Source organism: Ottowia sp. SB7-C50, from assembly GCF_033110285.1.
Lineage (GTDB): Bacteria > Pseudomonadota > Gammaproteobacteria > Burkholderiales > Burkholderiaceae_C > Ottowia.
Genome location: NZ_CP136995.1, coordinates 2,311,018 through 2,336,652 on the forward strand (window position 1 = coordinate 2,311,018; position 25,635 = coordinate 2,336,652).

Annotated in this window: 24 protein-coding genes; 12 read left to right on the top strand and 12 right to left on the bottom strand. The window is 68.9% G+C overall.

Translation table 11 applies throughout. From position 1 onward, the window contains the following. Positions 1-192: 192 nt before the first annotated feature. The 3 genes from R0D99_RS10985 to R0D99_RS10995 form a co-directional block, all read right to left on the bottom strand. Positions 193-1,413 (bottom strand): ABC transporter substrate-binding protein, encoded by a 1,221-nt coding sequence (locus tag R0D99_RS10985; protein ID WP_317748285.1) that lies wholly within the window; start codon positions 1,411-1,413, stop codon positions 193-195. A gap of 274 nt (positions 1,414-1,687) precedes the next feature. Beyond that, positions 1,688-2,026, bottom strand: coding sequence for a P-II family nitrogen regulator (locus tag R0D99_RS10990; protein ID WP_180551083.1), 339 nt, complete (start codon positions 2,024-2,026; stop codon positions 1,688-1,690). 17 nt (positions 2,027-2,043) lie between these two features. Continuing rightward, positions 2,044-3,708, bottom strand: coding sequence for an NAD+ synthase (locus R0D99_RS10995; RefSeq protein ID WP_317748286.1), 1,665 nt, complete (start codon positions 3,706-3,708; stop codon positions 2,044-2,046). A gap of 262 nt (positions 3,709-3,970) precedes the next feature. On the opposite strand from R0D99_RS10995, the gene R0D99_RS11000 reads away from it, so the two are divergent. From R0D99_RS11000 to R0D99_RS11010, 3 genes are all read left to right on the top strand, one after another. Continuing rightward, positions 3,971-5,161, top strand: a complete 1,191-nt coding sequence (locus R0D99_RS11000) for an IPTL-CTERM sorting domain-containing protein (RefSeq protein WP_317748287.1) — start codon at positions 3,971-3,973, stop codon at positions 5,159-5,161. Between the two features lie 462 nt (positions 5,162-5,623). After that, on the top strand, positions 5,624-6,049 hold the full coding sequence (locus tag R0D99_RS11005) for an energy transducer TonB (RefSeq protein ID WP_180551078.1): 426 nt from the start codon (positions 5,624-5,626) through the stop codon (positions 6,047-6,049). 6 nt (positions 6,050-6,055) lie between these two features. Further along, complete coding sequence (locus R0D99_RS11010; RefSeq protein WP_317748288.1) at positions 6,056-7,246, top strand: GNAT family N-acetyltransferase; 1,191 nt, start codon at positions 6,056-6,058, stop codon at positions 7,244-7,246. Positions 7,247-7,301: 55 nt separating this feature from the next. Here R0D99_RS11010 and R0D99_RS11015 read toward each other — a convergent pair whose 3' ends face one another. The 4 genes from R0D99_RS11015 to ppa all read right to left on the bottom strand — a co-directional run bounded on the left by R0D99_RS11015 (position 7,302) and on the right by ppa (position 11,195). Beyond that, positions 7,302-7,622 carry a hypothetical protein gene (locus tag R0D99_RS11015; RefSeq protein WP_317748289.1) on the bottom strand — a complete coding sequence of 107 codons (321 nt, stop codon included), beginning with the start codon at positions 7,620-7,622 and terminating at the stop codon, positions 7,302-7,304. Positions 7,623-7,681: 59 nt separating this feature from the next. After that, on the bottom strand, positions 7,682-9,076 hold the full coding sequence (locus tag R0D99_RS11020) for a GTPase/DUF3482 domain-containing protein (RefSeq protein WP_317748290.1): 1,395 nt from the start codon (positions 9,074-9,076) through the stop codon (positions 7,682-7,684). Then, a complete protein-coding gene (locus R0D99_RS11025; protein WP_317748291.1) occupies positions 9,069-10,508 on the bottom strand; it encodes a DUF2868 domain-containing protein in 1,440 nt (479 codons plus the stop codon). Before R0D99_RS11025 ends, R0D99_RS11020 begins: the two co-directional genes overlap by 8 nt. A 144-nt stretch (positions 10,509-10,652) precedes the next feature. Beyond that, the gene (gene ppa, locus R0D99_RS11030; RefSeq protein WP_317748292.1) at positions 10,653-11,195 is read right to left on the bottom strand and encodes an inorganic diphosphatase; all 543 of its coding nucleotides are present in this window, start codon (positions 11,193-11,195) and stop codon (positions 10,653-10,655) included. Positions 11,196-11,441: 246 nt separating this feature from the next. Between ppa and R0D99_RS11035 the strand changes: the two genes are divergently transcribed. After that, positions 11,442-14,084 (top strand): sodium-translocating pyrophosphatase, encoded by a 2,643-nt coding sequence (locus R0D99_RS11035; protein WP_317748293.1) that lies wholly within the window; start codon positions 11,442-11,444, stop codon positions 14,082-14,084. Positions 14,085-14,166: 82 nt separating this feature from the next. Here R0D99_RS11035 and R0D99_RS11040 read toward each other — a convergent pair whose 3' ends face one another. Then, a complete protein-coding gene (locus R0D99_RS11040; RefSeq protein WP_317748294.1) occupies positions 14,167-15,348 on the bottom strand; it encodes an MFS transporter in 1,182 nt (393 codons plus the stop codon). A gap of 120 nt (positions 15,349-15,468) precedes the next feature. On the opposite strand from R0D99_RS11040, the gene R0D99_RS11045 reads away from it, so the two are divergent. Together R0D99_RS11045 and R0D99_RS11050 are read left to right on the top strand one after the other, a co-directional pair. Beyond that, on the top strand, positions 15,469-16,005 hold the full coding sequence (locus R0D99_RS11045) for a DUF962 domain-containing protein (protein ID WP_317748295.1): 537 nt from the start codon (positions 15,469-15,471) through the stop codon (positions 16,003-16,005). A gap of 99 nt (positions 16,006-16,104) precedes the next feature. Continuing rightward, the gene (locus R0D99_RS11050) at positions 16,105-17,538 is read left to right on the top strand and encodes an aldehyde dehydrogenase family protein (protein ID WP_317748296.1); all 1,434 of its coding nucleotides are present in this window, start codon (positions 16,105-16,107) and stop codon (positions 17,536-17,538) included. Between the two features lie 72 nt (positions 17,539-17,610). On the opposite strand, the gene R0D99_RS11055 is transcribed toward R0D99_RS11050, so the two are convergent. Both R0D99_RS11055 and R0D99_RS11060 read right to left on the bottom strand, forming a co-directional pair. Beyond that, positions 17,611-17,994: a DUF1924 domain-containing protein gene (locus R0D99_RS11055; protein ID WP_317748297.1), complete on the bottom strand. Its 384-nt coding sequence runs from the start codon at positions 17,992-17,994 to the stop codon at positions 17,611-17,613. Positions 17,995-18,115: 121 nt separating this feature from the next. Beyond that, positions 18,116-18,298 carry a rubredoxin gene (locus tag R0D99_RS11060; RefSeq protein WP_317748298.1) on the bottom strand — a complete coding sequence of 61 codons (183 nt, stop codon included), beginning with the start codon at positions 18,296-18,298 and terminating at the stop codon, positions 18,116-18,118. A gap of 127 nt (positions 18,299-18,425) precedes the next feature. On the opposite strand from R0D99_RS11060, the gene R0D99_RS11065 reads away from it, so the two are divergent. Then, complete coding sequence (locus tag R0D99_RS11065) at positions 18,426-19,187, top strand: SDR family oxidoreductase (protein WP_317748299.1); 762 nt, start codon at positions 18,426-18,428, stop codon at positions 19,185-19,187. Between the two features lie 203 nt (positions 19,188-19,390). Here R0D99_RS11065 and R0D99_RS11070 read toward each other — a convergent pair whose 3' ends face one another. Next, a complete protein-coding gene (locus R0D99_RS11070) occupies positions 19,391-19,909 on the bottom strand; it encodes a TlpA disulfide reductase family protein (RefSeq protein WP_317748300.1) in 519 nt (172 codons plus the stop codon). Between the two features lie 103 nt (positions 19,910-20,012). Between R0D99_RS11070 and moaA the strand changes: the two genes are divergently transcribed. The 5 genes from moaA (at position 20,013) to glp (ending at position 24,487) form a co-directional block, all read left to right on the top strand. Further along, positions 20,013-21,152 (top strand): GTP 3',8-cyclase MoaA, encoded by a 1,140-nt coding sequence (gene moaA / locus R0D99_RS11075; RefSeq protein WP_317748301.1) that lies wholly within the window; start codon positions 20,013-20,015, stop codon positions 21,150-21,152. Between the two features lie 194 nt (positions 21,153-21,346). After that, positions 21,347-21,889 (top strand): MOSC domain-containing protein, encoded by a 543-nt coding sequence (locus tag R0D99_RS11080; RefSeq protein ID WP_317748302.1) that lies wholly within the window; start codon positions 21,347-21,349, stop codon positions 21,887-21,889. 7 nt (positions 21,890-21,896) lie between these two features. Beyond that, on the top strand, positions 21,897-22,535 hold the full coding sequence (gene mobA / locus R0D99_RS11085) for a molybdenum cofactor guanylyltransferase MobA (RefSeq protein WP_317748303.1): 639 nt from the start codon (positions 21,897-21,899) through the stop codon (positions 22,533-22,535). Between the two features lie 14 nt (positions 22,536-22,549). Continuing rightward, a complete protein-coding gene (locus R0D99_RS11090; protein WP_317748304.1) occupies positions 22,550-23,068 on the top strand; it encodes an N-acetyltransferase in 519 nt (172 codons plus the stop codon). Positions 23,069-23,140: 72 nt separating this feature from the next. Next, on the top strand, positions 23,141-24,487 hold the full coding sequence (gene glp / locus R0D99_RS11095; protein WP_317748305.1) for a gephyrin-like molybdotransferase Glp: 1,347 nt from the start codon (positions 23,141-23,143) through the stop codon (positions 24,485-24,487). A gap of 150 nt (positions 24,488-24,637) precedes the next feature. On the opposite strand, the gene R0D99_RS11100 is transcribed toward glp, so the two are convergent. Further along, a complete protein-coding gene (locus R0D99_RS11100; RefSeq protein ID WP_317748306.1) occupies positions 24,638-25,609 on the bottom strand; it encodes a tripartite tricarboxylate transporter substrate binding protein in 972 nt (323 codons plus the stop codon). Between the last annotated feature and the right edge of the window lie 26 nt (positions 25,610-25,635).

The following is a 25,635-nucleotide window of genomic DNA, read 5'->3' on the forward strand; positions in this document are numbered from 1 at the left end:
ACGCTGCTTTGTCGCGGCGGCGACGCGGGCACGCGCCAGCCAGCGCACGCAGGCGCGCAGGGCCCTGCCGCAGCGCCATGAAAAAAGCGCCTGCCCCACCGGGGTTCAGGCGCTTTTTCAAGCCTTTTCGGCCTTCAGCCGGCGCCAGTCAAGCGCCGGCAGCTATCGAATCAAAAGCAAGCCGCGGAGCCATCAGGCCAGCTTGCAGCCGGCACCCGAATCCTCCAGCGCCTTGGCGGCCACGCCGATGATGCGGTTCTCGCCGTTGGCCACGGTGCGCAGGTAGATGTCCTGCACCGGGTTGTGCGCCTTGCCCATGCGCCACTGGCCGCGCGGGCTGTCGATGACGGCCGCCTCCATGGCACCGTAGAGCTGCTCGCGCTTGCCCGTGTCGCCCTGTACCGCCTCCAGGCCTTGGCGCAGCAGCAGGCCGCTGTCGTAGCCCTGCATGGCGTACACGTCGGGCTCGCTGCGGAAGGTGCGCGAATAGGTGTAGCGGAACTCGCCATTGCGCACCGACGGCAGCAGGTTGCTGTAGTGCAGCGTGGTCACGATGCCTTCGGCCGCGGTGCCGGTGTCGCCCAGCACGCCCTCGGTCAGAAAGCCCGAGCCGTACAGCGGAATGCGGTGGCGCAACCCGGCCTTCTCGTAGTCCTGCATGAACTTGACCGCACCGCCGCCGGCGAAGAAGCAGGCAACGGCGTCGGGCTTGAGCTGCGCGATCTCGGCCAGCACGGCGCTGAAGTCGGTGCTGGGGAACGGCACCTTCAGCTCCTTCACGATGCTGCCGCCGGCCTTGACGTAGCCCTCGCGGAAGCCCTCCAGCGAGTCGGCCCCGGCCGGATAGTCCCACGTGACCCACACGGCGCGGCGCGCCTTGCGCTCGATCATGGCCTGGCCCAGCGCCACCGTGGGCTGCCCCATGGTGAACGAGGTGCGGAACACGTTGGGCAGGCAGGCGTTGCGCGTCACCGCGTGCACGCCGGCGTTGGGGATGATGCTGAGCGTGCCGCTCTCGGCCACCACCTTCTGGATCGCCATCTGCACGCCCGAGTGCACGGTGCCGACGATCACATCCACCTTGTCCTGCGCCACCAGGCGGCGCGCGTTGGCATCGGCCTTCTTCGGCTCGGATTCGTCGTCCAGCTTGATCCATTCCACCTCGCGCCCGGCCAGGCGCCCGCCCTTCTCGGCCACGGCCATGCGCATGCCGTTCTCGATGGCCTCGCCCAGCTTGGCGTAGGTGCCGCTGTAGGGCAGCATCAGGCCAACCTTGAACCTGGCCGGCGCGGCCGCCGGCGCCGCCTGCGCCAGCACATGGCCCGCCCCCAGCACGCCCGAGGCGGCCCCGACCACCGACACACCGCGCGCCAACACCTGGCGGCGCGACAACTTCTCGAAACCCTTGCGCATCACAACCCCACTGCTTCTGTACAAAAAAAGTTCAGGTTACATCCTGTGTATGCACAGCATTCTAGGAAATTGGTTCTCAAATCCTGACGCCAAGATGACGCAAAGTCGCGGTCGCACCACGGCGGTGCGTCAAATAAATCACGCTGGCCCGCTTCGGCGCCAGCCCGCCACGGCGGGGCGCCACCCCAAAAGCAAAAGGGTTCGCCGGCCAAGCCAGAGCGAACCCTTGCGGTGACGCTGCGCCGCCGGCGGGCGGCGCGTGGGGGGGCGCGGATCAGATCGCCGCGTCGTCCTCTTCGCCGGTGCGGATGCGCACCACGCGCTCGACCGGAGTGACGAAGATCTTGCCGTCGCCGATCTTGCCGGTGCGCGCGGCCTTGACGATGGCCTCGACGCAGCGGTCCACGTCGCCGTCGCCCACCACCACCTCGATCATCACCTTGGGCAGGAAGTCGACCACGTACTCGGCGCCGCGGTACAGCTCGGTGTGGCCCTTCTGGCGGCCGAAACCCTTGACTTCGGTCACGGTGAGGCCGGTGACGCCGACGTCGGCCAGCCCCTCGCGCACTTCCTCCAGCTTGAAGGGTTTGATGATGGCGGTGATCTGCTTCATGCGTTGCTCCTGAAATCCTAGGCTCGGAATTTATTGGTCATAGGATAACGCCAGTCCTTGCCGAATCCGCGGTGCGTCACGCGCGTGCCCTCGGCCGACTGGCGGCGTTTGTATTCATTGATCTTGATCAGGCGCGTGACCAGCTCCACGTCCTCGGGCCGGAAGCCCTCGGCCACCAGCTCGGCCACGCCCAGGTCGTTCTCCATGTAGCGCTCGATGATCGCATCCAGCACCTCGTAGGGCGGCAGGCTGTCCTGGTCGGTCTGGCCCTCGCGCAGCTCGGCGCTGGGCGGGCGGGTGATGATGCGCTCGGGGATCGGGTTGTCCACCGTGCCGAAGGGGTTGTGCGCGTTGCGCCAGCGCGCCAGGCGGAACACCGCCGTCTTCACCACGTCCTTGATCGGCGCGAAGCCGCCGCACATGTCGCCGTACAGCGTGCTGTAGCCCACGGCGTATTCGCTCTTGTTGCCGCAGGCCAGCACCAGGTGGCCGTGCTTGTTCGACAGCGCCATCAGCATGATGCCGCGGATGCGCGCCTGGATGTTCTCCTCGGTCGTGTCCTCGGGCTTGCCGGCAAACAGCGGCTGCAACGATTGCTTGAAGCTCTCGAACTCGGGCCGGATGGAGATTTCGGCATAGTGCACGCCCACGCGCCGCGCCATCTCGCGCGCGTCCTCCACGCTGATGCCGGCCGTGTAGGGGCTGGGCATCATCACCGCGTGCACGTTGCCCGCGCCCAGCGCGTCCACCGCCAGGGCCAGCACCAGCGCCGAATCGATGCCGCCCGACAGGCCCAGCGCCGCCGTCCTGAAGCCGTTCTTGCCCATGTAGTCGCGCAGGCCCATCACCAGCGCATCCCACAGGTCGGCGTCGTGGTCGCGCGCGGGCGCCGTGGATGCTTTCAATTCAATAGCTGCCGGCGCCCGCTGCGCCTGCACAAACCACAGTTTTTCTTCAAAACTCGGGGCACGGCCCGCCAGTTGCGCATCGGGGCCGACGGCAAACGAGTGGCCTTCGAACACCACCTCGTCCTGCCCGCCCACCAGGTGCGCATACACCAGCGGCAGGCCCACGGCCTTCACGCGCTCGATCATCATGGCCTCGCGCTCGTAGCCCTTGCCCACATGGAAGGGCGAGGCGTTGATCACGGCCAGCAACTCGGCCCCCGCCTCCTTCGCCAGTTGCGCCGGCTCGTCGAACCACGCGTCCTCGCAGATCAGCAGGCCCACGCTCACGCCGCCGGCCTGGAACACGCAGGTGCCCTGCCCCGGCACGAAGTAGCGCCGCTCGTCGAACACCTGGTAGTTGGGCAGCAGGCGCTTGGCATAGGTCTCGATCACGCGGCCATCGCGGATCACGCTGGCCGAATTGGTGCGCTGGCTCACGGTGATGCTCTTGCCGCGCTGGCCCTTGCCCACCGGGTGGCCCACCACGATGGCCATGTCGGTCAGCCCCGCGGTTTCGCGCGCCACCGTCTTCACCGCCTCGTCGCAGGCGGCGATGAACGAGGGGCGCAGGAACAGATCTTCGCAGATGTAGGCGCAGATCGACAGCTCGGGCGTCAGCAGCAGGCGCGCGCCCTGGGCGTAGGCCGTTCTGGCCGCGTCGATGATCTTCTGCGCGTTGCCAGGCATGTCGCCGACGACGAAATTGAGCTGGGCGACGGCGATCTGCAAGGTCATGGCGGGCTGGGGCAACAACAATGGCCCGCATCGTAACCGGGCGGCCACCCATGGGCCGGCCGAGCAGGCTGGCCGGCCTTGCCGGTTGGATTACAAAATGCTACACTGGCCCGCTCTGTCATTCATTCGAGGACGCCTACATGCACCCGTCACCCGTCACCCGTCACCCGTCACCCGTCACCCGTCACCCGTCAGCCGTCAGCCGTCAACCGTTGTTCGCCTGAAAGGGCTTTGGGGCCGCGCGCTCGCGGCGCTGGCGCCCTTGGGCCTGGCGCTGGGCCTGGCCGCCGCACCCGCTGGGGCGCAGGCCGCCGTCATCACGTTTGATGATCTGACCTGCAGTGCTGCTGGCGGCACGCCGATCCCCAATGGCCACGCCGGGCTGAACTGGAGCAATTTCCGCTGCATTGATGGTGCAACGGCGTATGGCGGCAACTCCGGCTACAACGCCGGCCACGTCTCGGGCAGCCATGTGGCGCTTAACGGGTTTGGTTCCCCCGCCGAATTCATCGTCACCGCCCCCGGCGGCACCAAGTTCAACTTCAATAGCGTGTACCTCACGGCGGCGTGGAGGGACGACCTGATTGTCACCATCGTCGCCTACCGTGATGGCACGGCGGTGTCGACCACCACGCACACGCTGTCGGCCACGGCCCCTACGCTGGTGACCTTGAACCTGAGCCAGATCGACCGTGTGCGTTTCTCGTCGGAGGGCGGAACGCCCCATGCCGCCTACGCCCCCAGCTCTGGCTATAACTTCGCCATGGACAACCTCGACATCAGCTTCAACCTGCCGGCCACCGACGTGATCGCCTGGGCCGGCAATGCCCAGGCCACCGTGGCCTTCACGCCACCCCCGCCCGATGCGGCAAACCCGGTCACGGGCTACCAGGCCAGCTGCACCCCGCAGGGCGGCGGCACCGCCGTCAGCGCCAATGGCGCCGCCATCCCCATCGTGGTTCCCGGCCTGACCAACGGCACCCTCTACGACTGCACCGTGACCACGCTCTACGCCGCCGGCGACAGCGTGCCTTCGGCGCCGGCGGCGGTGACACCGATGGCCACCGTGCCGGCCGCGCCCACGGGCGTGACCGCCACCGCAGCGCCCACCCAGGCCAGCCTGGCCTTCACCGCACCCGCCGACACCGGCGGCAGCCCCATCACCGGCTACCAGGCCAGCTGCACCCCGCAGGGCGGCGGCACCGCCCTCACCGCCAATGGCACGGCCAGCCCCATCGTGGTTGCCGGCCTGACCAATGGCACCACCTACGACTGCACCGTGGCCGCCGTCAACGCCGTGGGCACGGGCGCTGCGTCGGCCCCCGTGGCCGTCACGCCGCAGGCTGCCCCGGTTGCGGCCGTGACCGCCGTGCCCACGCTGTCGCAATGGGGCTTGATGCTGCTGGGCCTGGCCGCCGCCGGGCTGGGCGCGCGGCGCCTGCGCCGGGGCTGAGCGGCGGCTGCGAGCGCAGGGCGCCCTGGCGGCACCCTGCCCGGCGGTACGCTGGAGTCTGGAAGCCGCACGGCCTGGGCGCCATGCGGTGCGGACACACGCACGACGAACCCGCCGCAGTGCTCGGCCCCCAGCGTGCCGCGCAGGGGTGATTCCATTTCCAATGCAATGCGTCAATCACCGTCATTGCGGCGAAGGCCGGGATCCATGTTGCTCCGCACATGCCGTCTGGATTGCGGCTGCGTGTCGCGGTACGGGGCAGGCTTTGCGCCGGAATGACGAGATATGGCAGCTTTCATCTGGAATGTGAACGAGCCCATGGACCGGAGCTGGCCGTGCCGTTGCATCGATGGCCGTGCACCCGCGCGTTCGGGCTGCTGACGCGCAGCACCCTGCCCTCGCTCAGGTCAGGGCTGTCATGGGCGCACGGGATGGCCGGCCCGCCGGGGTAAGCTGGCGGCCATGCATCGCCTGGCACCCCACCCACACTTCGGCCTGGTGGCGCTGGCCGCCGCCGTGCTCGCGGCCTGCCAGACGCCGCCCACGCCCGAGCCACCGCCACCCGAGCCGCGGCCCATGGCATCGCAGACCTGCCCGCCTGTGCGGTATCCGGCCACCGCCATGCGCATCGGCCTGCAGGGCCAGGTGCGCGTGCAGCTCACGGTCGATCTGCAGGGCCACGTGACGCAGGCGCGGTTGGTCGAGCCTTCGCAGTTGACCATCCATTCCGAGCGCGATCCCGACCCGCCAGCCGCGCAGCGCCGTGCCGCCACGCTGGCGCTGGAACGCGCCGCGCTGGCCATCGCGCGCCGCTGCACGCTGCCGCCGGTAGTGGGCAACTACGCGCCCGCCACCGCCGTGCTGCCGTTTCACTTCGACCTGGAGTAAGCCACGATGCGCGTGCAGTGGGTGGACGACCCGCGGCGGATCGACGCCGATTCATGGAACGCGCTGCTGGCCACCCAGGCCACGCCCACGCCCTTCATGCGCCACGCCTACCTGGCCGCCCTGCACGACAGCGGCAGCGCCGTGCCGGGCACCGGCTGGGCGCCGCGCTTCTTGCTGCTATGGGACGGCGCCGAACTGGCCGCCGCCTGCCCGCTGTACGTCAAAGCGCATTCGTATGGCGAATACGTGTTCGACTGGGCCTGGGCCAACGCCTATGCCGAGCACGGCCTGCGCTACTACCCCAAGGCGCTGGTGGCGGTGCCGTTCACGCCGGTGCCGGGCAGCCGCCTGCTGGCGCGAGATGCGGCAACGCGCGCGGCGCTGGTGCGGGCGCTGCTGGACTGGTGCGAGGCGCAAGGGCTGTCGTCGCTGCACGTGCTGTTTGGCGACGCGGCGGACTGGGCGGCGTGCGACGCCGCTGGGTTGATGCAGCGGCAGCAGGTGCAGTTTCATTGGCACAACGCGCACCCGGCCGAGGCGCGTGCCTTCCACGGCTTCGACGACTTTCTCGCCTCGCTGGCGCAGGACAAGCGCAAGAAGATCCGCCAGGAGCGGCGCAAGGTGGCCGAGGCGGGCGTGCGCTTTCGCTGGGCGCGCGGCGCCGACATCGCGCCGGCGGACTGGGCCTTCTTCTATCGCTGCTACGAGCGCACCTACCTCGAACACGGCAACGCGCCGTACCTGACGCCCGCCTTCTTCGACGCCATGGCGCGCGACATGGCCGACGCCTGGGTGCTGTTCATCGCCGAACGCGACGGGCAGCCGATTGCTTCAAGTTTGATAGCTGTCAGCGCTGATCTGGCCAGCGCTGGCAGCCTGAATGATTCAAAAATCGTGGCCTACGGCCGCTACTGGGGCGCGCTGCAGCGCGTGGACTGCCTGCATTTCGAGCTGTGCTATTACCAGCCCATCGACTGGTGCATCCGCCACGGCGTCGGCCGCTTTGAAGGCGGCGCCCAGGGCGAGTACAAGATGGCGCGTGCGCTGATGCCCGTGGCCACGCACAGCGCGCACTGGCTGGCACACCCGGCGTTTGCCGACGCGGTGGAACGCTTTCTGGCGCGCGAATCGGTCGGCATCGGGGACTACCTGCAGCATCTGGACGAGCGCTCGCCGTTTCGGCGCGGCGGGGGCTGAGGCGCCGCCGGCCCTCTCCCAGAGGGCGCCACACGGCAGCCGGTTCAGCCGCCGATCACTCGCGGTCGCGGCGCGGCGCGCGGGCGCCGGTGCGCACGCGGGTGCGCCGGTCGTCGCGGTACGCCACCTGCGTGGGCATCAGGTCATAGTACGGGTCGGCGGCCGGGCCGCAGTTGGTTTCGGCGATGCCGAACACCATCGTGGCACCCGGGCCGTACTTGTAGGGCACGGTCTGGTGCAGCTGGTACGACATGTCGACCGGCGGCGTGGACGATTGCGACAGGATCTGGCCCTTGGGCCCCATCACGGTGTAGCAGGCGGCGTGCGCGCCCGCGGCCAGCAGCAGCGTGGCGATGAGGGTCAGGGGCTTTTTCATGGTGCGCTCTTGCAATTTGTGACAAGTATCGCCCAAGTCTGCCCGCCCCGGACGGCTTGTCAAGAGGCGGCGGGCTCGAAGCGGCGGTCCAGCGCGCGCGCGACGTCGGATTCCAGCGCGTGGCGGTCGGCGTCGCCCGCGCCGCGCCGGCGGTCGCCGCGCTCCCAATCCGGATGGCCGCGCGCCGGGCTCAGCGCGCGCACCACCTCGTCCAGGCCCGGATCGACCTGCTCGTCGGTCACCCGCAGCTTGTGCAGGGCGGCGTGGCCGCGCTGCTCCAGCGCGCGCGCCAGATCCAGCAGGTGATCGGCCAGCAGCAGCAGCACGGGGTCTTCCACCGTCAGTTCCTGCACACCGTTCAAGCGATTTTCGAGCTTGCGCCAAAGCGGCCGCCAGCCGCCCGACGCGGCGCCGCCCAGGGTCGCGCCCAGCGTGGTCGCGGCGCCCAGCGACAGCCCCGCCATCGCCACGTCGGCCACCATGCCCAGGCCCGCGCCAATGGCGGCCCCCAAGCCCAGGCGCTTGCCGGCTTCCTTCAGCAATTCGGGGTTGAACAGGTCGTCTTCCCAGCGGCCGCCGAGTTGCGGCATTTCGGCCAGTTCGGCGTCGTCGGGGCGGAAGGCGAACACCGCCAGCAGGTCATCGACGGCGCGCCGCGCGTGGCGCCGCACGTCGTCCTGAAAGGCGCGCACAAAGGCCTGCTGGCGCAGCTCGTCGGCAAATTCCTCGGCCGGCAGCGCACGCCGCATGGCGGCCACGTCGATCAGCGTCGATGCCGCCACGCGGCAGGCGGCCAGTCGCCGCTCGCGCGCCTGCAGCGTCAGCGCGTCAACAATGCCCGCCAGCTGCTGGCGCCGGACCGGCAGCAGCGTGGCCAGGTCGCCGTACAGCTGGCGCTCGGAGCCGTTGAACGGCGCCACGACGTCGAATTCGACCCGCGCGTGCAGCCCGCTTTCGAGCAGCGCCTGGTGCCATTCGGGCAGGCGCGTGCCGACCGAGCGCACGAAATTCAGCACCGGCATGATGGGCTTGGCGCACCACGACAGGATTTCCAGCTCGGCACGGTACTTGGGCAGCACCGGCTCGCGCGTGTCGATGACGATCATCGCGGCGTCGGCCGATTCGGTCAGCGCGCGCAGCACCTTGGCCTCCTGCTCGAAGCTGCGGCTGGCTTCGGGGCCGCGCAGGAAGGCGCGCACGCGCTCGGGGCGAGTGTCGGCGGCCAGGGTGTTCAGATAGTCGAGCAGCGCGACCGAATCTTCCAGCCCCGGTGTGTCGATGAAGCGCACGGCCACCGCGCCGTCGATGCGCAGGTCGATCGTCTCGGCGTGGCGTGTGGTGCCCGGGCGGTCGGACACCTCGCCAAAGTCCACCTTGCGCGTCAGCGTGCGCAGCAGCGAGGTCTTGCCGGCGTTGGTGTGGCCGACGATGGCGATGCGCAGCGGTTCAGTCATGGGCGGATGCTATCCAATTCGCAGCATCCTGCGCTGATTCGACAAGCGCCAGGGCCGAAAAACCTTCTGATTCCAGCCACTGGCGCCAGCGCGGGGCACCGCCCTCGCCCATCGGCCACAGCGCCAGGCGGCCGGCGTGCGGTTGCAGCTCGCGCACGAAGCGGGCGGTGCCGCGGTCGGGGCTGGACGCGGCGTGCACCGCCAGCAGCAGCGCCACCGGGCGCGCCTCGACCAGCCGCGCCATGACGGCCTGGCGCTCGCGCGCGCTGCCGGCAATGCGTTCGAGCAGCACCGCGTCGGCCAGCACGCCGGGCGGGGGCCAGGCGGCTTCGGGCGGCAGCTCGAACCCGATCAGCGCCAGCGAGCCGGGCGCGCCCGGCGCCGCGTGGCGCACGCGCGGCACGTCCGCGCCGCCGGCGGGGCGCTCGGGGTCGATCACCTGCGGCGGCGGCTCCAGCGCGTCCAGCCGCTGCAGCAGGCGCTGCACATACGGGTCGGCCATGTCGAGTGCGCCCAGCTGGCGCGCGCCGGCCTTGAAGCGCTGCAGGCTCAGCGCCAGCAGCAGCAGGCGCGGCAGCAGCCCGTAGACCGCCACGCAGCCCATCAGCCACCAGGCCCATTGGCGCTGCGAGGTGGCATCGCCCCAGGCGCGCACGCCGGTGTCTGCGGCCATCGCATTGCCGACGCTCTGCACCGCCGCCGCGTCCGGCACCGGAAAGCCCAGCAGCGCCGGCAGCGCGCCGGTCACCTGCACAAAGCGCTGGAAGAACGCCGCGCTGAGAATGGTGCTTTCCCACGTCAGGCGATAGGCGTGAAAGGCAAAGCCGAAGGCCAGCGCCGCCAGCATGATGACGAAGGCCAGCGACCAGATGCCGTGGCTGAGCGCCCCGGTCAACCAGCCCAGCAGGCGCTGCCGCTGCAGCACGGCCGTCAGCGACTGCAGCAGTGTGGGTGCGTGCGGCCCGCGTTCCAGCGGCAGGCGCGCCGTCAGCCACAGCGCCAGCCGCCCCAGCCACGGGCCGGCCCAGCGCCCCTGAAACAGCAGCAGCGCCAGCAGCCAGACCGCCAGCATGGCGGCGTGCAGCCCCAGCAGGCTGACGAAGGCGGCGATGGCGTTGATGCTGCGCCCTTCGCCCAGCACGGCGCGCGCCATGCCCAGGCCGGCCAGCGCCATCGCCACGGCCAGCAGCGCCGCCACGCCCCCGCCCAGGCCGCGCCAGCGCGCCAGCTCGGCCGGCAGGCCCAGCCGCTGGCCCAGCAGCCAGCCGCGCTCGGCGATCTGGTCGGCGCGCGTGGACCGGGTGCGAAAGGCCTGCTGCAGCGCCGCCTGGTCGTCCAGCGGGCCATCGGATTCGATGCGCTGCACGGCGTCCAGCACCACGGCGGTGGCCAGTGGCGTGCGGTCGGGGGCGGAGACAGAAGCGGTGGACATGCGTCTAAACGGCAAGGCCCGCATTATCGGCGGCGCAGCGGGCGGGCGCGATTGGCACTATCAAAAAAAGAGCTGCCCGCGCTTTCTGCAAGCGCGGGCAGCCCGTATTTCAACCAGAAAAGACCGCGCCGGCGCGGCCACGGCTCACTTGCCCTGCTGCGCCTTCTTGTAGGCGGCGATGCCGTCGGTGATTTCCTTGCGGGCGGCGTCGGGGCCTTCCCAACCCAGCAACTTGACCCACTTGCCGGGCTCCAGATCCTTGTAGTGCTCGAAGAAGTGGCCGATGGTGTTCAGGCGCGCCGGGCTCATGTCTTCCGGCTTTTCCCAGCGGCTGTAGAGCGACAGCAGCTTGGGGATGGGCACCGCGAGCACCTTGCCGTCTTCACCCGCCTCGTCCTGCATCTTCAGGATGCCGACCGGGCGGCAGGTGACCACCACGCCGGGAATCAGCGGCACCGGGGTGACCACCAGCACGTCCACCGGATCGCCGTCGCCCGACAGCGTCTGCGGCACGTAGCCGTAGTTGGTGGGGTAGTGCATCGACGTGCTCATGAAGCGGTCGACGAAGATGGCCCCGGTGTCCTTGTCCACCTCGTACTTGATGGGGTCGGCGTTCATCGGGATCTCAATGATGACGTTGAACTCGTCGGGCGCCTTGTCGCCGGGGGTGACTTTGTCGAGGGACATGATGCTTTTGTTTCTCGCGGGTTGATGTGGATTAAGACAAATCGGGATTAACCCTGATTTTACTTTCGTGCCCCTTGCACCTTCCGTAATTGTCATGTTTTCCGGCTAAATTCGCGCTGTTGGCCAATCGACCGCCCGTATACGCACAAGAGGGGGCGAGGAAGCAACGCAGTGGAGGGTTCGACTGCGTGGCATTGCTGGCGGTCTGATCCTCCGAAGCGCAACCGCTTTTGTGAGGAGAAATCAATGACAGGCAACTCGGCGCTGATACTGGCGCTCGTCTGCGGGCTGATCGCCGTCGTGTACGGCTTCTGGGCGCGCGGATGGATTCTTTCGCAGGACGCGGGCAATGCCCGCATGCAGGAAATCTCCGCCGCCATCCAGACCGGCGCAGCCGCCTATCTGGCGCGGCAATACAAGACCATCGCCATCGTCGGCGTGGTGCTGGCGATCCTGATCGCCGTGTTCCTCGACCTGACCACCGCCATCGGCTTTGTCGTCGGCGCGGTGCTGTCGGGCGCCTGCGGCTTCATCGGCATGAACGTGTCGGTGCGCGCCAACGTGCGCACCGCGCAGGCGGCCACCAAGGGCATCGGCCCGGCGCTGGACGTCGCCTTCCGCGGCGGCGCCATCACCGGCATGCTGGTGGTGGGCCTGGGCCTGCTGGGCGTGGCGGGCTTCACCTGGTTTCTGCTGGGCAGCGCCGTGCCCACCGACAAGCCGCTGGCCACGCTGCTCAACCCGCTGATCGGCTTTGCCTTCGGCTCGTCGCTGATCTCGATCTTCGCGCGTCTGGGCGGCGGCATCTTCACCAAGGGCGCCGACGTGGGCGCCGACCTGGTGGGCAAGGTCGAAGCCGGCATCCCTGAAGACGACCCGCGCAACCCCGCCGTGATCGCCGACAACGTGGGCGACAACGTGGGCGACTGCGCCGGCATGGCCGCCGACCTGTTCGAGACCTACGCCGTCACGCTGATCGCCACCATGGTGCTGGGCGCGCTGATGGTGACCAACGGCCAGATGCAGGCGGTGATGTACCCGCTGGCGCTGGGCGCGGTGTCGATCGTGGCCTCGATCATCGGCACCTTCTTCGTCAAGGCCAGCCCGGGCATGAAGAACGTGATGCCGGCGCTGTACAAGGGCCTGGCAATTGCCGGCATCCTGAGCCTGATCGCCTTCTACTTCGTCACCGCCTGGATGATCCCCGACAACGCGGTGGCCGCGGGCGGCAGCGTGATGCGCCTGTTTGGCGCCTGCGTGGTGGGCCTGGTGCTGACCGCGGCGCTGGTGTGGATCACCGAGTACTACACCGGCACGCAGTACAAGCCGGTGCAGCACGTGGCGCAGGCCAGCACGACCGGCCACGCCACCAACATCATCGCGGGCATCGGCATCAGCATGAAATCCACCGCCTGGCCGGTGATCTTCGTGTGTATCGCCATCATCGCGTCGTACTGGCTGGGTGGCCTGTATGGCGTGGCGGTCGCTGCCACGTCGATGTTGAGCATGGCCGGCATCATCGTCGCGCTGGACGCCTACGGCCCCATCACCGACAACGCCGGCGGCATTGCCGAGATGGCCGAAATGCCCTCCAGCGTGCGCGACATCACCGACCCGCTGGACGCCGTGGGCAACACCACCAAGGCGGTGACCAAGGGCTACGCCATCGGCTCGGCCGGCCTCGCCGCGCTGGTGCTGTTTGCCGACTACACGCACAAGCTCGACACCTTCGGTCAGTCGATCAAGTTCGATCTGTCCGACCCGATGGTGATCGTGGGCCTGTTCATCGGCGGCCTGATCCCCTACCTGTTCGGTGCCATGGCCATGGAAGCCGTCGGCCGCGCCGCCGGCAGCGTGGTGGAAGAAGTGCGCCGCCAGTTCCGCGAGATCAAGGGCATCATGGAAGGCAAGGCCAAGCCCGAGTACGGCCGCGCCGTTGACATGCTGACCGGCGCCGCGATCAAGGAAATGATGATCCCGTCGCTGCTGCCGGTGGCCGTGCCGATCGCGGTTGGCCTGCTGCTGGGCCCCAAGGCGCTGGGCGGCCTGCTGATGGGCACCATCGTCACCGGCCTGTTCGTCGCCATCTCCATGTGCACGGGCGGCGGTGCCTGGGACAACGCCAAGAAGTACATCGAGGACGGCAACCACGGCGGCAAGGGCAGTGAAGCGCACAAGGCCGCCGTCACCGGCGACACCGTGGGCGACCCCTACAAGGACACCGCCGGCCCCGCCGTCAATCCGCTGATCAAGATCATCAACATCGTGGCGCTGCTGATCGTGCCGCTGGTGGTGGGCATGCATGGCGGCAAAGGCCAGACGGCGGCCGCGCACGCGCCCGCCGCGGCGCAGGTCGGCATGTCTGGCATGTCGGGAATGAGCGGCATGTCGGGTATGTCCGGCATGAGCGGACAGGCGGGGATGTCGGGCATGTCGGGCATGTCGGGCATGAGTGGCATGTCCGGCATGAGCGGTGACGCAGGCGCCGCCGCGGCAGCCGCTGCCGGCGCCGCGGCCGAGCGCTCCGACAACGCGCAGCTGGCCGCCGCCAAGGCCGCTGCCGACGCCGCGGCCGTGATGGTCGAAGGCGACAAGGTGGTGTTCTACTTCGCCACCGGCAAGACCGACGTCGCCGCCGACGCCGACGGCAAGCTGGCCACCGTCGTCGACGGTGTGAAGGCCGGCAAGAAAGCCATCGTCAGCGGCTATGTCGACGCCACCGGCAACGCCGCGCAGAACGCCGAACTGGCCAAGCAGCGCGCCTTCGCCGTGCGCGACAAGCTGAAGGCCCTGGGCGTGCCCGAAGCCCAGATCGACCTGCAGAAGCCGGCCGACATCCAGGCCGGTGCCGGCGCACAGGCGCGGCGGGTGGAAGTGACGCTGCAGTAAGCGGCTTTACCTGCCAGCACAGGGCGCGGACCTTCGGGGCCGCGCCCTTTTTTCATGGCCGGGCGCTGCGCCCTGCCCCGCGTCAGTCGCGCGTCCGCCTCAGCACCAGCAGCGCCATCGACAGCACGCTGAACACCGCGCCCGCGGCAAACGTCGCCTGCGGCCCGATGGCTTCCCACAGCAGCCCCGCCACAGCGCTGGCCACCAGCATCGCCAGCCCGCTCATCAGGTTGAAGAACCCGAACGCCGTGCCGCGCAGGTCGGCCGGCGCGGCCTGCGCCACCATGGCGGCCAGCAGGCCCTGGGTCATGCCCATGTGCACGCCCCACAGGGCCACGCCCAGCAGCAGCCCGCTCCAGTGCGTTCTGATGCCCAGCACCACGTCGGCCACGACCAGCACCGCCAGACCGGCCAGCAGCAGCCCGCGGTGCGACACGCGGTCAGACAGCTTGCCGAACGGATAGGCGGTGACGGCATAGACCGCGTTCATCGCCACCATCACCAGCGGCACCAGCGCCACGGCCACGCCGATCTGCTGGGCGCGCAGCACCAAAAACGCTTCTGAAAACCGCGCCAACGTGAACACCGCGCCCACGCCCACCACCCACCAGTACGCAGCGGGCAGCCGCTTCAGGCTGGCGCGCGAAATCGGGTTGACGCGCCGCTCGGCCGCCGCGCGCGGCGGCTCGCGCACGCCCCACCACAGCAACCCCACGCACAGCACGGCCGGCACGACGGCGACAGCGAACACGGCGCGGAAATCGTTCGCCCACAGCAGCATCAGGCCCACGGCCAGCAAAGGCCCCAGAAAGGCGCCCACCGTGTCCAGCGACTGGCGCAGCCCGAACGCCGCACCGCGCTGGTCCGGCGGCGCGATGTCGGCCACCAGCGCATCGCGCGGCGCGCCGCGAATGCCCTTGCCCACGCGGTCGAGCAGCCGCGCGGTGAAGATCAGCCCCGGCCCCGTGGCCAGCGCGAACAGCGGCTTGGTGGCCGCCCCCAGCCCGTAACCCAGCAGCGCCAGCGGCTTGCGCCGGCCAAAACAGTCGCTGATGACGCCCGAGAACACCTTCAGGATCAGCGCCGTCGCCTCGGCCAGGCCTTCCAGCAACCCGACCAGTGCCACGCTCATGCCCAGCGTGCCTACCATGAACAGCGGCAGCAGCGCGTGGATCATCTCGCTGGAGATGTCCATCAGCAGGCTGACGAACCCCAGCACCCAGATGCCGGTGGGCAGCGATGGACGGCGGGCGGGGGCGGTCATGGCGATGCGACAAAGTCGATGGCGGCGGGCGGGACGCGGATTGTCGCTCGCGCGGGTTGCCCCGCTTGTAGACGCTTCCACAGCCGCCTACCATCGGCCCATCCAGAGGAGACATTCGCCGTGAAGACCCTGACCGACCAGTTGGCCCAGTACGCCGATTACCACCGCGACAAGCGCAACATCGCCACGCACTTCGTCGGCATCCCGATGATCGTGCTGGCCGTGCAGGTGCTGCTGTCGCGCCCGGCGTGGCCGGTGGGCGACTGGACCCTGTCGCCGGCGGTGCTGGCCACGCTGCTGGCCTGCGTGTATTACCTGGTGCTCGACCGCCCGCTGGGCGTGCTGATGTCGGTGCTGCTGGCCGGCGGCCTGTGGCTGGCCGCCGCGCTGGCCGCGCAGCCAACGTCAGTGTGGCTGGCCTGGGGCATCGGCCTGTTCGTGGTGGGCTGGGTGATCCAGTTCGTCGGCCACATCTACGAAGGGCGCAAGCCGGCCTTCGTGGACGACTTGATCGGCCTCATCATCGGCCCCTTGTTCGTGGTGGCCGAAGTGGTGTTTGCCCTGGGCCTGCGGCGCGAACTGCACGCGGCCATCGAATCGCGCGCCGGCCCGGTGCGCAGTGGCGCGCGCCCGGCAGCGGGCTCGGCACGCGGCTAAAGTCCTTTTTTAATAGCATCAAGCGCTGACTGGGCCAGCGCCAGCAGCCGTTTTGATGCCAAACTCAGCGCGCTGAACGTTTTGCCGGACAATGTCCGGATGCAGCTGAATTTCATCGCCAACCAGTCCGTCGCGTCGCATTCCGGGCGCACCTTGCCGGTCATCGACCCGTCTGACGGCCAGCCGTTCGACGAGATCCAGCGCAGCGACGAGCGCGACATCGACGATGCCGTGCGCGCCGCCCGCCAGGGCTTCGAAGGCGCCTGGGCCCAGCTGTCGGCCGCCGAGCGCGGGCGCCTGTTGATGGCGCTGTCGCGCAAGGTGGCCGAACACGCCGACGAGCTGGCGCGGCTGGAGCAGCGCGACTGCGGCAAGCCCACCACGCAGGCCAGGGCCGACGCCACCGCGCTGGCGCGCTACTTTGAGTACTACGCAGGCGCCTGCGACAAGCTGCATGGCGAGACCATCCCCTACCAGGCCGGCTACAGCGTGCTGACGTGGTACGAGCCGCACGGCGTCACCGGCCACGTGATCCCGTGGAACTACCCCATGCAGATCTTCGGCCGCAGCGTGGGCGGCGCGCTGGCGGCGGGCAATTGCTGCGTGGTCAAGCCGGCCGAGGACGCGTGCCTGTCGCTGATCCGCGTGGCGCAACTGGCGGCCGAATGTGGCTTTCCGCCCGGCGCCATCAACATCGTCACCGGCTATGGGCATGAGGTGGGCGACGCACTGGCGCGCCACCCCGGCATCGACCACATCAGCTTCACCGGCAGCCCCAAGGTGGGCACGATCATCCAGCAGGTGGCCGCCGAGCGGCACTGCCCGGTGACGCTGGAGCTGGGCGGCAAAAGCCCGCAGATCATCTTTGCCGATGCCGACCTGGACGCTGCCGTGCCCGTGGTCATCAACGCCATCGTGCAGAACGCGGGCCAGACCTGCTCGGCCGGCTCGCGCGTGCTGATCGAGCAAGCCATCTACGACAGCCTGCTGGCGCGCCTGGGCGAAGCCTTTGAAGCGCTGCGCGTCGGCCCCGCAACGATGGACCTGCACCTGGGCCCGCTGATCCGGCAGAGCCAGCAGCAGCGGGTGTGGGATTTTCTGAGCGACGCGCAGACGGCGCACATTCCCATCGTGGCGCAGGGCGTGGTGGTGGACGAGGCGCCCGACACCGGCTTCTACCAGGCGCCCGTGCTGCTGGCCGACGTGCCGGTCGCGCACCGCATCGCTCAGGAAGAAGTGTTCGGCCCGGTGCTGTCGGCCATGCCCTTCACCGACGAAGACCACGCCGTGCAACTGGCCAACGCCACGCCGTTCGGCCTGGTGGCCGGCGTGTGGACACGCGACGGCGCGCGGCAGTTCCGCATGGCGCGGCGCGTGAAAAGCGGCCAGGTGTTCATCAACAACTACGGCGCCGGCGGCGGGGTCGAGCTGCCCTTCGGCGGCTACAAGTCCTCAGGCTATGGGCGCGAAAAGGGCTTCGAGGCGTTGTACGGCTTCAGCGTGCTGAAAACGGTGGCGGTGCGGCACGGTTGAGAGTGCTACCTATTAAATAGCATACAGCGCTTGAATGACAAGCGCTGCAGGGCGGTTGAGCGGTCATTCCGCTCAATCGGTGCGCGGGCTCTGCGGGGCTTGCTGGCGCGCCGCGCCGATGAACTGTTCCTTGACCAACCAGGCGGCGACGTCCGCCTTTTCGCGCGCCTGACACTCTCGGCCCAGCGTCGCCTGGCAGCGTGCGGCAAACCACTTGTCAAGCTTGACGTGATCGACCGGGCCGTCCGTGTCCAGCTCGAGCGGCGATGCCCCTGCCTCCAGCCGGCCGAGCAACTCACGCCCCCGCGTCGGGTCTGCGCCTGCGCCCGCGTGACGCGTGTATTCGGCCAGCACCGCGCCGGGCGTGGCGTGGATCGAATCGGCCTGCGCGATGGGCAGCGTGGCGCCGGCAAGCGCGATGCCTGCAGCGGCGATGGCAATGAACGGGCGATACATGTCTTCACTCCTTGGATGGTGAACGCTTGAAACTCAAACTGGCTGGACAGCCGTCATGCCGCAAAGCGTGAATGACGAGGCAGTAGGGCAACTTGAAGTCGATGTCTGTCGGATCAATGGCTCAAAGCACCATGCGCTCGAAGTCCTGCTTGCCCACGTTGCATTCGGGGCAGCGCCAGTCGGACGGCACGGCGTCCCAGGGCGTTCCGGCGGCGATGCCGTGGTCGGGCAGACCCAGGGCCGGGTCGTAGACCAGGCCGCAGACCATGCAGACGTACACGGCGGTGTCGATAGCGGTGTTCATGGCGGTTTCCTTTCAGGTGGAAGTGGATGGCACTGCAGTCAGTGTGGCGCCGCCATCTGAAGGCTGGCTGAGCGCGCGGCGCACGCCCTAAACTCCAGCGTTTTCACCCATCGCAAGAGGCTCCGTCATGCGCGTTCCAGGCAAGTCCATCATCGTTACCGGCGCCGGCGGCGGCATTGGCGAAGGCATCGCGCGGCGGCTGGCGGCCGAGGGCGCGCGGGTCATCGTCAATGACATCAACGTGGGGTTGGGCGAAAAGGTCACGGCCGACATCAACGCCGCCGGCGGCCAGGCGCGCTTTGTGGCGGGCGACGTGACGCGCAGGGCCGACTGGCAGGCGCTGGTCGCCGCCGCGCAGGCCTTTGGCGGCCGGCTCGATGTGGTCGTCAACAACGCCGGCTGGACGCACCGCAACCGCCCGCTGCTGGAAGTGAGCGAGGCCGAATTCGACAAGGTCTACGACGTCAACATGAAGAGCATCTACTGGAGCGCCATCCACGGCGTGCCGGCGATGGCGCAGGCCGGCGGCGGCAGCTTCATCAACATCGCCTCCACCGCGGGCGTGCGCCCGCGCCCGGGCCTGACCTGGTACAACGGCAGCAAGGCGGCGGTCATCGTCACCAGCAAGTCGATGGCGGCCGAACTGGGGCCGCAGAACATCCGCGTCAACTGCATCAACCCGGTGTTCAACCCCGACACCGGCCTGTCGGCCGAATTTGCCGGCGGCCCGGTGGACGAGGAGCGCAAGGCCAGGTTCCGCGCCACCATTCCGCTGGGCCGCTTCTCCACCGCGCTGGACGTGGCCAACGCCGCGCTCTACCTGGCCAGTGACGAGGCAGCCTTCATCAGCGGCGTGTGCATCGAGGTGGACGGCGCGCGCTGCGTGTGAGCGCGCGCCGCACCATTTGCATCAAACCCGGTGTTTGCGCTTGCTGGTAGAGCGCCCGCAGCTATTGTTTTTGAAGCATTCTTGAACGCAAAAGTCGCCAAGGTGGCGCAAAGATCGCAAAAAAAAAATTCCGTCAGAAAAGCTTCTGCGACTTTTGCGCTACCTTTGCGCCCTCTGCGTTCAAAAAATCAAGCGGCAGCCCCTCACGCCCACCGCGCCAAGTCCGCCACATCCTCGGCAAACAACTGCCCTTTTTCAGCCTGCACCACGCGGCCATCCTTGCCGCGCACAACGGTGACGGGCAGGCCGTCGGGCTTGGGGAAGGTGCGCGCCACGTCGGGGCTGGTCCACACGGCGGGAAAGGTGTAGCCCTTCTGGCGCAGGTAGCGGGCGGCGTCTTCGGCGCTCTTGTCGATCGACAGCGCCAGCATGCGCAGGCCGCGATCCTTGTGCGCCGCCCACAGCTTCTGCATCTCGGGGCTTTGCTGGGCGCAGAACGGGCACCAGCTGGCCCACCAGTACAGCACCAGCGCGCGGCCGTCGGCCTGCGCCGGATCGAAGCGGCCGCCGTCCAGCAAGGGCACGGCCGCCAGCGGGTAAGGCGCGCCCAGCGCGGGCAGCGGCACGGCGTTTTTCTGCGCGCCGGCCCAGCGCGCCGGCAGCGCCGCGGCGGCAGCGCTGGCTTGCAGCCAGCGGCGGCGGGTGAAGGCGAAGCGGTTCATGGCGATGTCCCCTGCGGCCCGACAGGCGGCCGATGCGGCCCATGGTAGCGCGGCCGATGGCCTTGCCGTGCGGCGGGCAGCGCCGCTTTGGGATAATTTGGCCATGGGCGAACGTGTCATTCCCTTGGTCGATCACCGCACGGTCGGGCTGGCGGTGCCTGCGGCGTCTGCGCCGGCGCCCACCAGCGGGCTGACCGATGCGCGCGGCCGTCCGCTGCGCGACCTGCGCATCAGCGTCACCGACCGCTGCAACTTCCGCTGCAGCTACTGCATGCCCAAGGAAGTGTTCAACAGCGAATACACCTGGCTGCCGCAAAGCGCCCTGCTCTCGTTCGAGGAAATCACCCGGCTGGCCACGCGCTTTGTCGGCCTGGGCGTGCACAAGCTGCGCCTGACGGGCGGCGAGCCGCTGCTGCGCAAGGGGCTGGAGACGCTGATCGCCCAGCTGGCCGCGCTGCGCACGCCCGATGGCCAGCCGCTCGACATCACGCTGACCACCAATGGCTCGCTGCTGGCGCGCAAGGCGCAGGCGCTGCAAGCGGCGGGCCTCAACCGCGTCACCGTCAGCCTGGACGGGCTGGATGACGCCACCTTCCGCGCCATGAACGACGTCGACTTTCCGGTGGCCGACGTGCTGGCCGGCATCGACGCAGCGCGCGCGGCCGGGCTGGGTCCGATCAAGGTCAACATGGTCGTCAAGCGCGGCACCAACGACGACCAAATCCTGCCCATGGCTCGGCACTTTCGCGGCACAGGCGTGGTGCTGCGCTTCATCGAATACATGGACGTGGGCGCCACCAACGGCTGGCGCATGGACGAGGTGCTGCCCTCGGCCAACGTGGTCAAGCTGCTGCAGGCCGAATTCGCGCTGGTGCCGCTGCAGGCCAGCGCGCCGGGCGAAACCGCCGAGCGCTGGGGCTACGCCGGCGCCAACGGCCGGCACGACCCGGCGCTGGGCGAAGTCGGCTTCATCAGCAGCGTGACGCAAGCCTTCTGCGGCGACTGCAACCGCGCCCGGCTGTCGATGGACGGCAAGCTGTTCCTGTGCCTGTTCGCCGGCCAGGGCTACGACCTGCGCGCGCTGATGCGCGGCGGCGTCGACGATGCCCAACTCGACGCCGCCATCGCCGCCATCTGGCAAGGCCGCAGCGACCGCTACAGCGAACTGCGCGCCAGCCTGCCGGCGGATGTGCAGCAGGCGGTGCGGCGGGTGGAGATGAGTTACATCGGGGGGGTGATGTGATCCCCCTGAGTCGCCTGCGGCACCTCGCCTCAGGGGGACAACGCTGACGCCCGGGTGTACCCCGAGCGCGGCGTGCGCGCTTGGCATGCTCCGCGGCCACTGGCGACTTTGATGGAGACGCAGTGCCGTGCGGAGCCCCTCGAACTTGTCGATTGGCCGTAAATTCTCAGAAATCGCTTTTTCTACGGCCATTCATGTCTGCCACCGTCGTCGCTGTCCACCGACACGCTTCGCATAGCTTTTCCAAACCGACAACCGAGCAAATCATGCTGCTGGCTGGCTTGGGTGTTGAAGGCGATGCCCATTGCGGCACCACCGTGCGGCACCGCTCGCGGGTGCGACAAGACGCCACGCAGCCCAATCTGCGGCAAGTGCACCTGATCCATGCCGAATTGTTGGACGAACTGGCCGCACAGGGCTTTCGCGTGGCGCCAGGCGATTTGGGCGAGAACATCACCCCGCGTGACATTGATTTGCTGGCACTGCCGGTGGGCACGGTGCTGCATTTGGGTGAGCAGGCGCGCGTCACGCTCACTGGGCTGCGCAACCCGTGTGCGCAGATCGATGCGTTTCAGGTTGGCCTGCTGGCCGCTGTGCTGGGTCGCGCGCCGGATGGCAGCCTGATCCGCAAGGCCGGCGTGATGGGGGTCGTCAGCGCCGGCGGCCGGGTGTGCGCCGCTGACGCCATTCGTGTCGTGTTGCCCAGCGGGCCGCACCGTCCGTTGGAGCGGGTATAACCCCCGCATGACCGACCCTCATCTGCCCGACACCAGCGCCATCACCGCCCTCCTCCTCGCCGGCGGGCGCGGCAGCCGCATGGGCGGCGTGGACAAAGGGCTGCAGAACTACCACGGCACGCCGCTGGCGCTGCATGCGCTGATGCGGCTGCAGCAGCAGACGCTGGCCCCTAGCGAGGTGATGATCAACGCCAACCGCAACCTGGCGGCGTATGAATCCTTTGGCGTGGACGTGTGGCCCGATTCGCTGCCCGACTTCGCGGGGCCGCTGGCGGGTTTTCTGACCGGGCTGGAGCGCTGCGAGACGCCGCTGCTGCTGACCCTGCCCTGCGACGTGCCCAACTTTCCGCTATCGCTTTGCGAGCGCCTGGCGCAGGCCCTGCAAGCGCAAGATGCCGATATCGCCATGGCCGCCGCGCCCGAGGACGACGGGCAGCTACGCACGCAGCCGGTGTTCTGCCTGCTGCGCGCCAGCCTGCTGGAAAGCCTGGTGCGCTTCACGCACGAAGGCGGTCGCAAGATCGACGCCTGGACCGCGCAGCACCGCCAGGTCGTGGTGCCCTTCAATCTGCCGGGCGACGACCCGCGCGCCTTTGCCAACGCCAACACGCTGTCCGAGCTGCGTGCGCTCGAGCAGCACCGATAACGAAAGGAGACCCCATGCCCGCTGACGTCACCATCCGCCTGCTGACCGACACCGACCTGCCCGCCTACAAGGCGCTGCGCGACGTGGGGCTGCAGCACGACCCCGAGGCCTTCACCAGCGACTTCGACACCGCCAGCCGCCTGCCGCCCGCCACCTACGCCACGCGGCTGGGCCAGCCGCCGCAGGATCACTTCATCCTGGGCGCTTTCGACGCCAGCGGCGCCATGCTGGGCGCCGTGGTGTGCCAGCGCCACGCGCAGCTGAAGAAGCGCCACGAGGCCGAGCTGGTCGGCATGATCATCGCCCCCACCGCGCGCAGCCAGGGCATCGGCAAGGCGCTGCTAAAGGAGTTCGACACGCTGGTGCGCAAGCTGCCGGGGCTGGAGCAGCTGGTGCTGTCGGTCACCGCCAGCAACGCGCACGCGGTCAAGCTGTACGAGAACGCCGGCTTCGTGCGCTACGGCCTGCAGCCGCGCGCCATCAAGGTCGACAACGCCTACCACGACAAGGCGCTGATGATCAAGGAACTATGATTTTGGTAGCTGCATGCGCCCTACCACCAAGCGCTGCAGCCGTTTTTGATTCATGAAGCGCGCTTGGACACCATGAAAACGATCGCCCAGATCGCCGCCGAACTGCAGGGCTACGACCCGCAGGCCCTGCCCGCCGATGCGGTCAACGCCTTTCTGGCCGAGTTGGTCGACCCTGTCACGCAGGTCGAGCGCGTGCCGCTGTTCAGCGCCCTGGGGCGAGTGCTGGCCGAGGACATCGTCTCGCCCATCAGCGTGCCGCCGCACGACAACTCGGCCATGGACGGCTACGCCTTCGACGGCACGCAAGGGGTCGCCGACCAGCCGCTGCAGTTGAAGATCGTCGGCACCGCGCTGGCCGGCCCCGCCTGGCAAGGCGCCGTGGCGCATGGCGAATGCGTCAAGATCATGACCGGCGCCGTCATGCCCGCCGGGCTGGACACCGTGGTGCCGCAAGAATTCACGCAGGTCAGCGGCGACGTCGTCACCGTGCCGGCCGGCGTGGTGACGTGCGGCGACAACCGCCGCAAGCTGGGCGAAGACCTGCTGGCCGGCCGGCCCGCGCTATTGAAAGGCGAGCTGCTGGGCCCCGCCGCGCTGGGGCTGGTGGCCAGTCTGGGCCTGGCCGACGTGGCGGTGATGCGCCGCCTGCGTGTGGCCTATTTTTCGACCGGCGACGAGATCCTGTCGTTTGGCGAAGCGCCGCGCGACGGCGCGGTGTACGACAGCAACCGCTACACCGTGTTCGGCCTGCTGACGCGCCTGGGGGTCGACGTGATCGACCTGGGCGTGGTCAAGGACGAGCCGGCGCTGCTGGAGGCCGCCTTTCGCGATGCCGCGTCGCGCGCCGACGCCGTCATCACCAGCGGCGGCGTCAGCGTGGGCGAGGCCGACCACACCAAGGCCATGATGAAGAAGCTGGGCGACGTCGCCTTCTGGCGCATCGCCATGCGCCCGGGCCGGCCGATGGCGGTCGGGCGCATTCCGCCCTCAGGGCGCCAGGTGGTGGCCGAATCGGCCGCTGGCGCGCATGCAGAAAGCGCGATCAGCTATTTGAACCATAGCACCGGCGCCGTGCTGTTCGGCCTGCCCGGCAACCCGGTGGCGGTGATGGTGACCTTCCTCGCCTTCGTGCGCCCGGCCCTGCTGCGCATGATGGGCGCGCGCCCGCAGACCGATGTGCTGCTGCGCGCCGCCAGCGAAGAGCCGATGCGCAAGAAGCCCGGCCGCACCGAATACCAGCGCGGCATCGTCACCCGCCATGCCGATGGCACGCTGACGGCGCGCACCACCGGCAACCAGGGCTCGGGCGTGCTGTCCAGCATGGTGCAGGCCAACGGGCTGATCGTGCTGGGCCACGCGCAGGGCAACGTGGCGGTGGGCGAGGCCGTGAACGTGCTGATGTTCGACGGCGCGATCTGAGGCGGCCGTCCGGCAACGCCTCTCGTTCCATCCGTCATTCCCGCGCAGGCGGGAATCCACGGCGTATCTGCAGGCGCAGCCGTAGTGGATGCATGGATTCCCGCCTGCGCGGGACTGACGAAAAGCTCGCGGCTGTGACCGCGATCACGCTCAATCCAGCGTGATCTTCAAGTCCTTGATCAGCTTGTGCCAGCGCGTCACTTCGGACTTGAGCAGCGCGCTGTAGTCGGCCGAACTGTTGCCGATGGGCTCGACGCCGAAATCGATCATCTTCTGCCGCGTCGCGGGGTGCTGGATGGCTGCGGCCACCTGTTTCTGCAGGGTGGCCTGCACGTCGGCGGGCAAGCCGGCGGGCCCGACCAGGCCCACCAGCGCGGCGGTTTCGACGCCCTTGAAGCCCAGTTCGGCAAACGTCGGCACGTCGGGCAGCTGCGGCAGCCGCTTGTCGTTGGCCACGGCCAGCGGGCGCACCTTGCCGGACTTGATGAAGCCGGCGCCGGCGGCCATGTCGACCATCATCACGGGAATCTGCCCGCCCGCCAGGTCGCCCAGCGCGGGCGCGGCGCCGCGGTAGGGGATGTGCACCATGTGCAGCTTGGCGGTGTTCTTCAGCATCTCCATCGCCAGGTGGTGCGGGCTGCCGGCGCCGGCCGAGCCGTAGCTGATCTTGCCGGGCTGCGCCTTGGCCTTGGCGATGAAGTCGCGCGCGTCCTTGGCCTCGGAGCCGGGGCCGACCACCAGGATCATGGGGAAGCGGCCCATCAGCGTGATGGGCGTTAAATCCTTGTCGGGGTTGTAGCTCAGCTTGCTGTACAGCGCCGAGTTGAACACCATGGTGCCGTTGTCGGCCGACAGCACGGTGTAGCCGTCGGCCGGCGCGCGCGCGACTTCAGACGCGGCGATGGCGGTGTTGCCGCCCGGCTTGTTTTCGATCACCACGGGCTGGTTGATCTGCACGGACAGCTGCTGGCCGATGGTGCGGGCCAGAAAGTCGGCCCCGCCGCCGGCCGGGTACGGCACCAGCCAGCGGATGGACTTGGACGGGTACGCCTGCGCCGAAGCGGCAGAAGCGCCCAGGGCGAGCGGAAGGGCCACGAGGGCGGCGGTGATCAGTGACTTCATGACGGATGATGGGTGGGCATCAAAAC

Coding starts and splice junctions, on each gene's coding strand:
- R0D99_RS10985 (WP_317748285.1), bottom strand. CDS start 1,413: ATGCGCAAGGGTTTCGAGAAGTTGTCGCGCCGCCAGGTGTTGGCGCGC.
- R0D99_RS10990 (WP_180551083.1), bottom strand. CDS start 2,026: ATGAAGCAGATCACCGCCATCATCAAACCCTTCAAGCTGGAGGAAGTG.
- R0D99_RS10995 (WP_317748286.1), bottom strand. CDS start 3,708: ATGACCTTGCAGATCGCCGTCGCCCAGCTCAATTTCGTCGTCGGCGAC.
- R0D99_RS11005 (WP_180551078.1), top strand. CDS start 5,624: ATGCATCGCCTGGCACCCCACCCACACTTCGGCCTGGTGGCGCTGGCC.
- R0D99_RS11010 (WP_317748288.1), top strand. CDS start 6,056: ATGCGCGTGCAGTGGGTGGACGACCCGCGGCGGATCGACGCCGATTCA.
- R0D99_RS11015 (WP_317748289.1), bottom strand. CDS start 7,622: ATGAAAAAGCCCCTGACCCTCATCGCCACGCTGCTGCTGGCCGCGGGC.
- R0D99_RS11020 (WP_317748290.1), bottom strand. CDS start 9,076: ATGACTGAACCGCTGCGCATCGCCATCGTCGGCCACACCAACGCCGGC.
- R0D99_RS11025 (WP_317748291.1), bottom strand. CDS start 10,508: ATGTCCACCGCTTCTGTCTCCGCCCCCGACCGCACGCCACTGGCCACC.
- ppa (WP_317748292.1), bottom strand. CDS start 11,195: ATGTCCCTCGACAAAGTCACCCCCGGCGACAAGGCGCCCGACGAGTTC.
- R0D99_RS11035 (WP_317748293.1), top strand. CDS start 11,442: ATGACAGGCAACTCGGCGCTGATACTGGCGCTCGTCTGCGGGCTGATC.
- R0D99_RS11040 (WP_317748294.1), bottom strand. CDS start 15,348: ATGACCGCCCCCGCCCGCCGTCCATCGCTGCCCACCGGCATCTGGGTG.
- R0D99_RS11050 (WP_317748296.1), top strand. CDS start 16,105: ATGCAGCTGAATTTCATCGCCAACCAGTCCGTCGCGTCGCATTCCGGG.
- R0D99_RS11055 (WP_317748297.1), bottom strand. CDS start 17,994: ATGTATCGCCCGTTCATTGCCATCGCCGCTGCAGGCATCGCGCTTGCC.
- R0D99_RS11060 (WP_317748298.1), bottom strand. CDS start 18,298: ATGAACACCGCTATCGACACCGCCGTGTACGTCTGCATGGTCTGCGGC.
- R0D99_RS11065 (WP_317748299.1), top strand. CDS start 18,426: ATGCGCGTTCCAGGCAAGTCCATCATCGTTACCGGCGCCGGCGGCGGC.
- R0D99_RS11070 (WP_317748300.1), bottom strand. CDS start 19,909: ATGAACCGCTTCGCCTTCACCCGCCGCCGCTGGCTGCAAGCCAGCGCT.
- moaA (WP_317748301.1), top strand. CDS start 20,013: ATGGGCGAACGTGTCATTCCCTTGGTCGATCACCGCACGGTCGGGCTG.
- R0D99_RS11080 (WP_317748302.1), top strand. CDS start 21,347: ATGTCTGCCACCGTCGTCGCTGTCCACCGACACGCTTCGCATAGCTTT.
- mobA (WP_317748303.1), top strand. CDS start 21,897: ATGACCGACCCTCATCTGCCCGACACCAGCGCCATCACCGCCCTCCTC.
- R0D99_RS11090 (WP_317748304.1), top strand. CDS start 22,550: ATGCCCGCTGACGTCACCATCCGCCTGCTGACCGACACCGACCTGCCC.
- glp (WP_317748305.1), top strand. CDS start 23,141: ATGAAAACGATCGCCCAGATCGCCGCCGAACTGCAGGGCTACGACCCG.
- R0D99_RS11100 (WP_317748306.1), bottom strand. CDS start 25,609: ATGAAGTCACTGATCACCGCCGCCCTCGTGGCCCTTCCGCTCGCCCTG.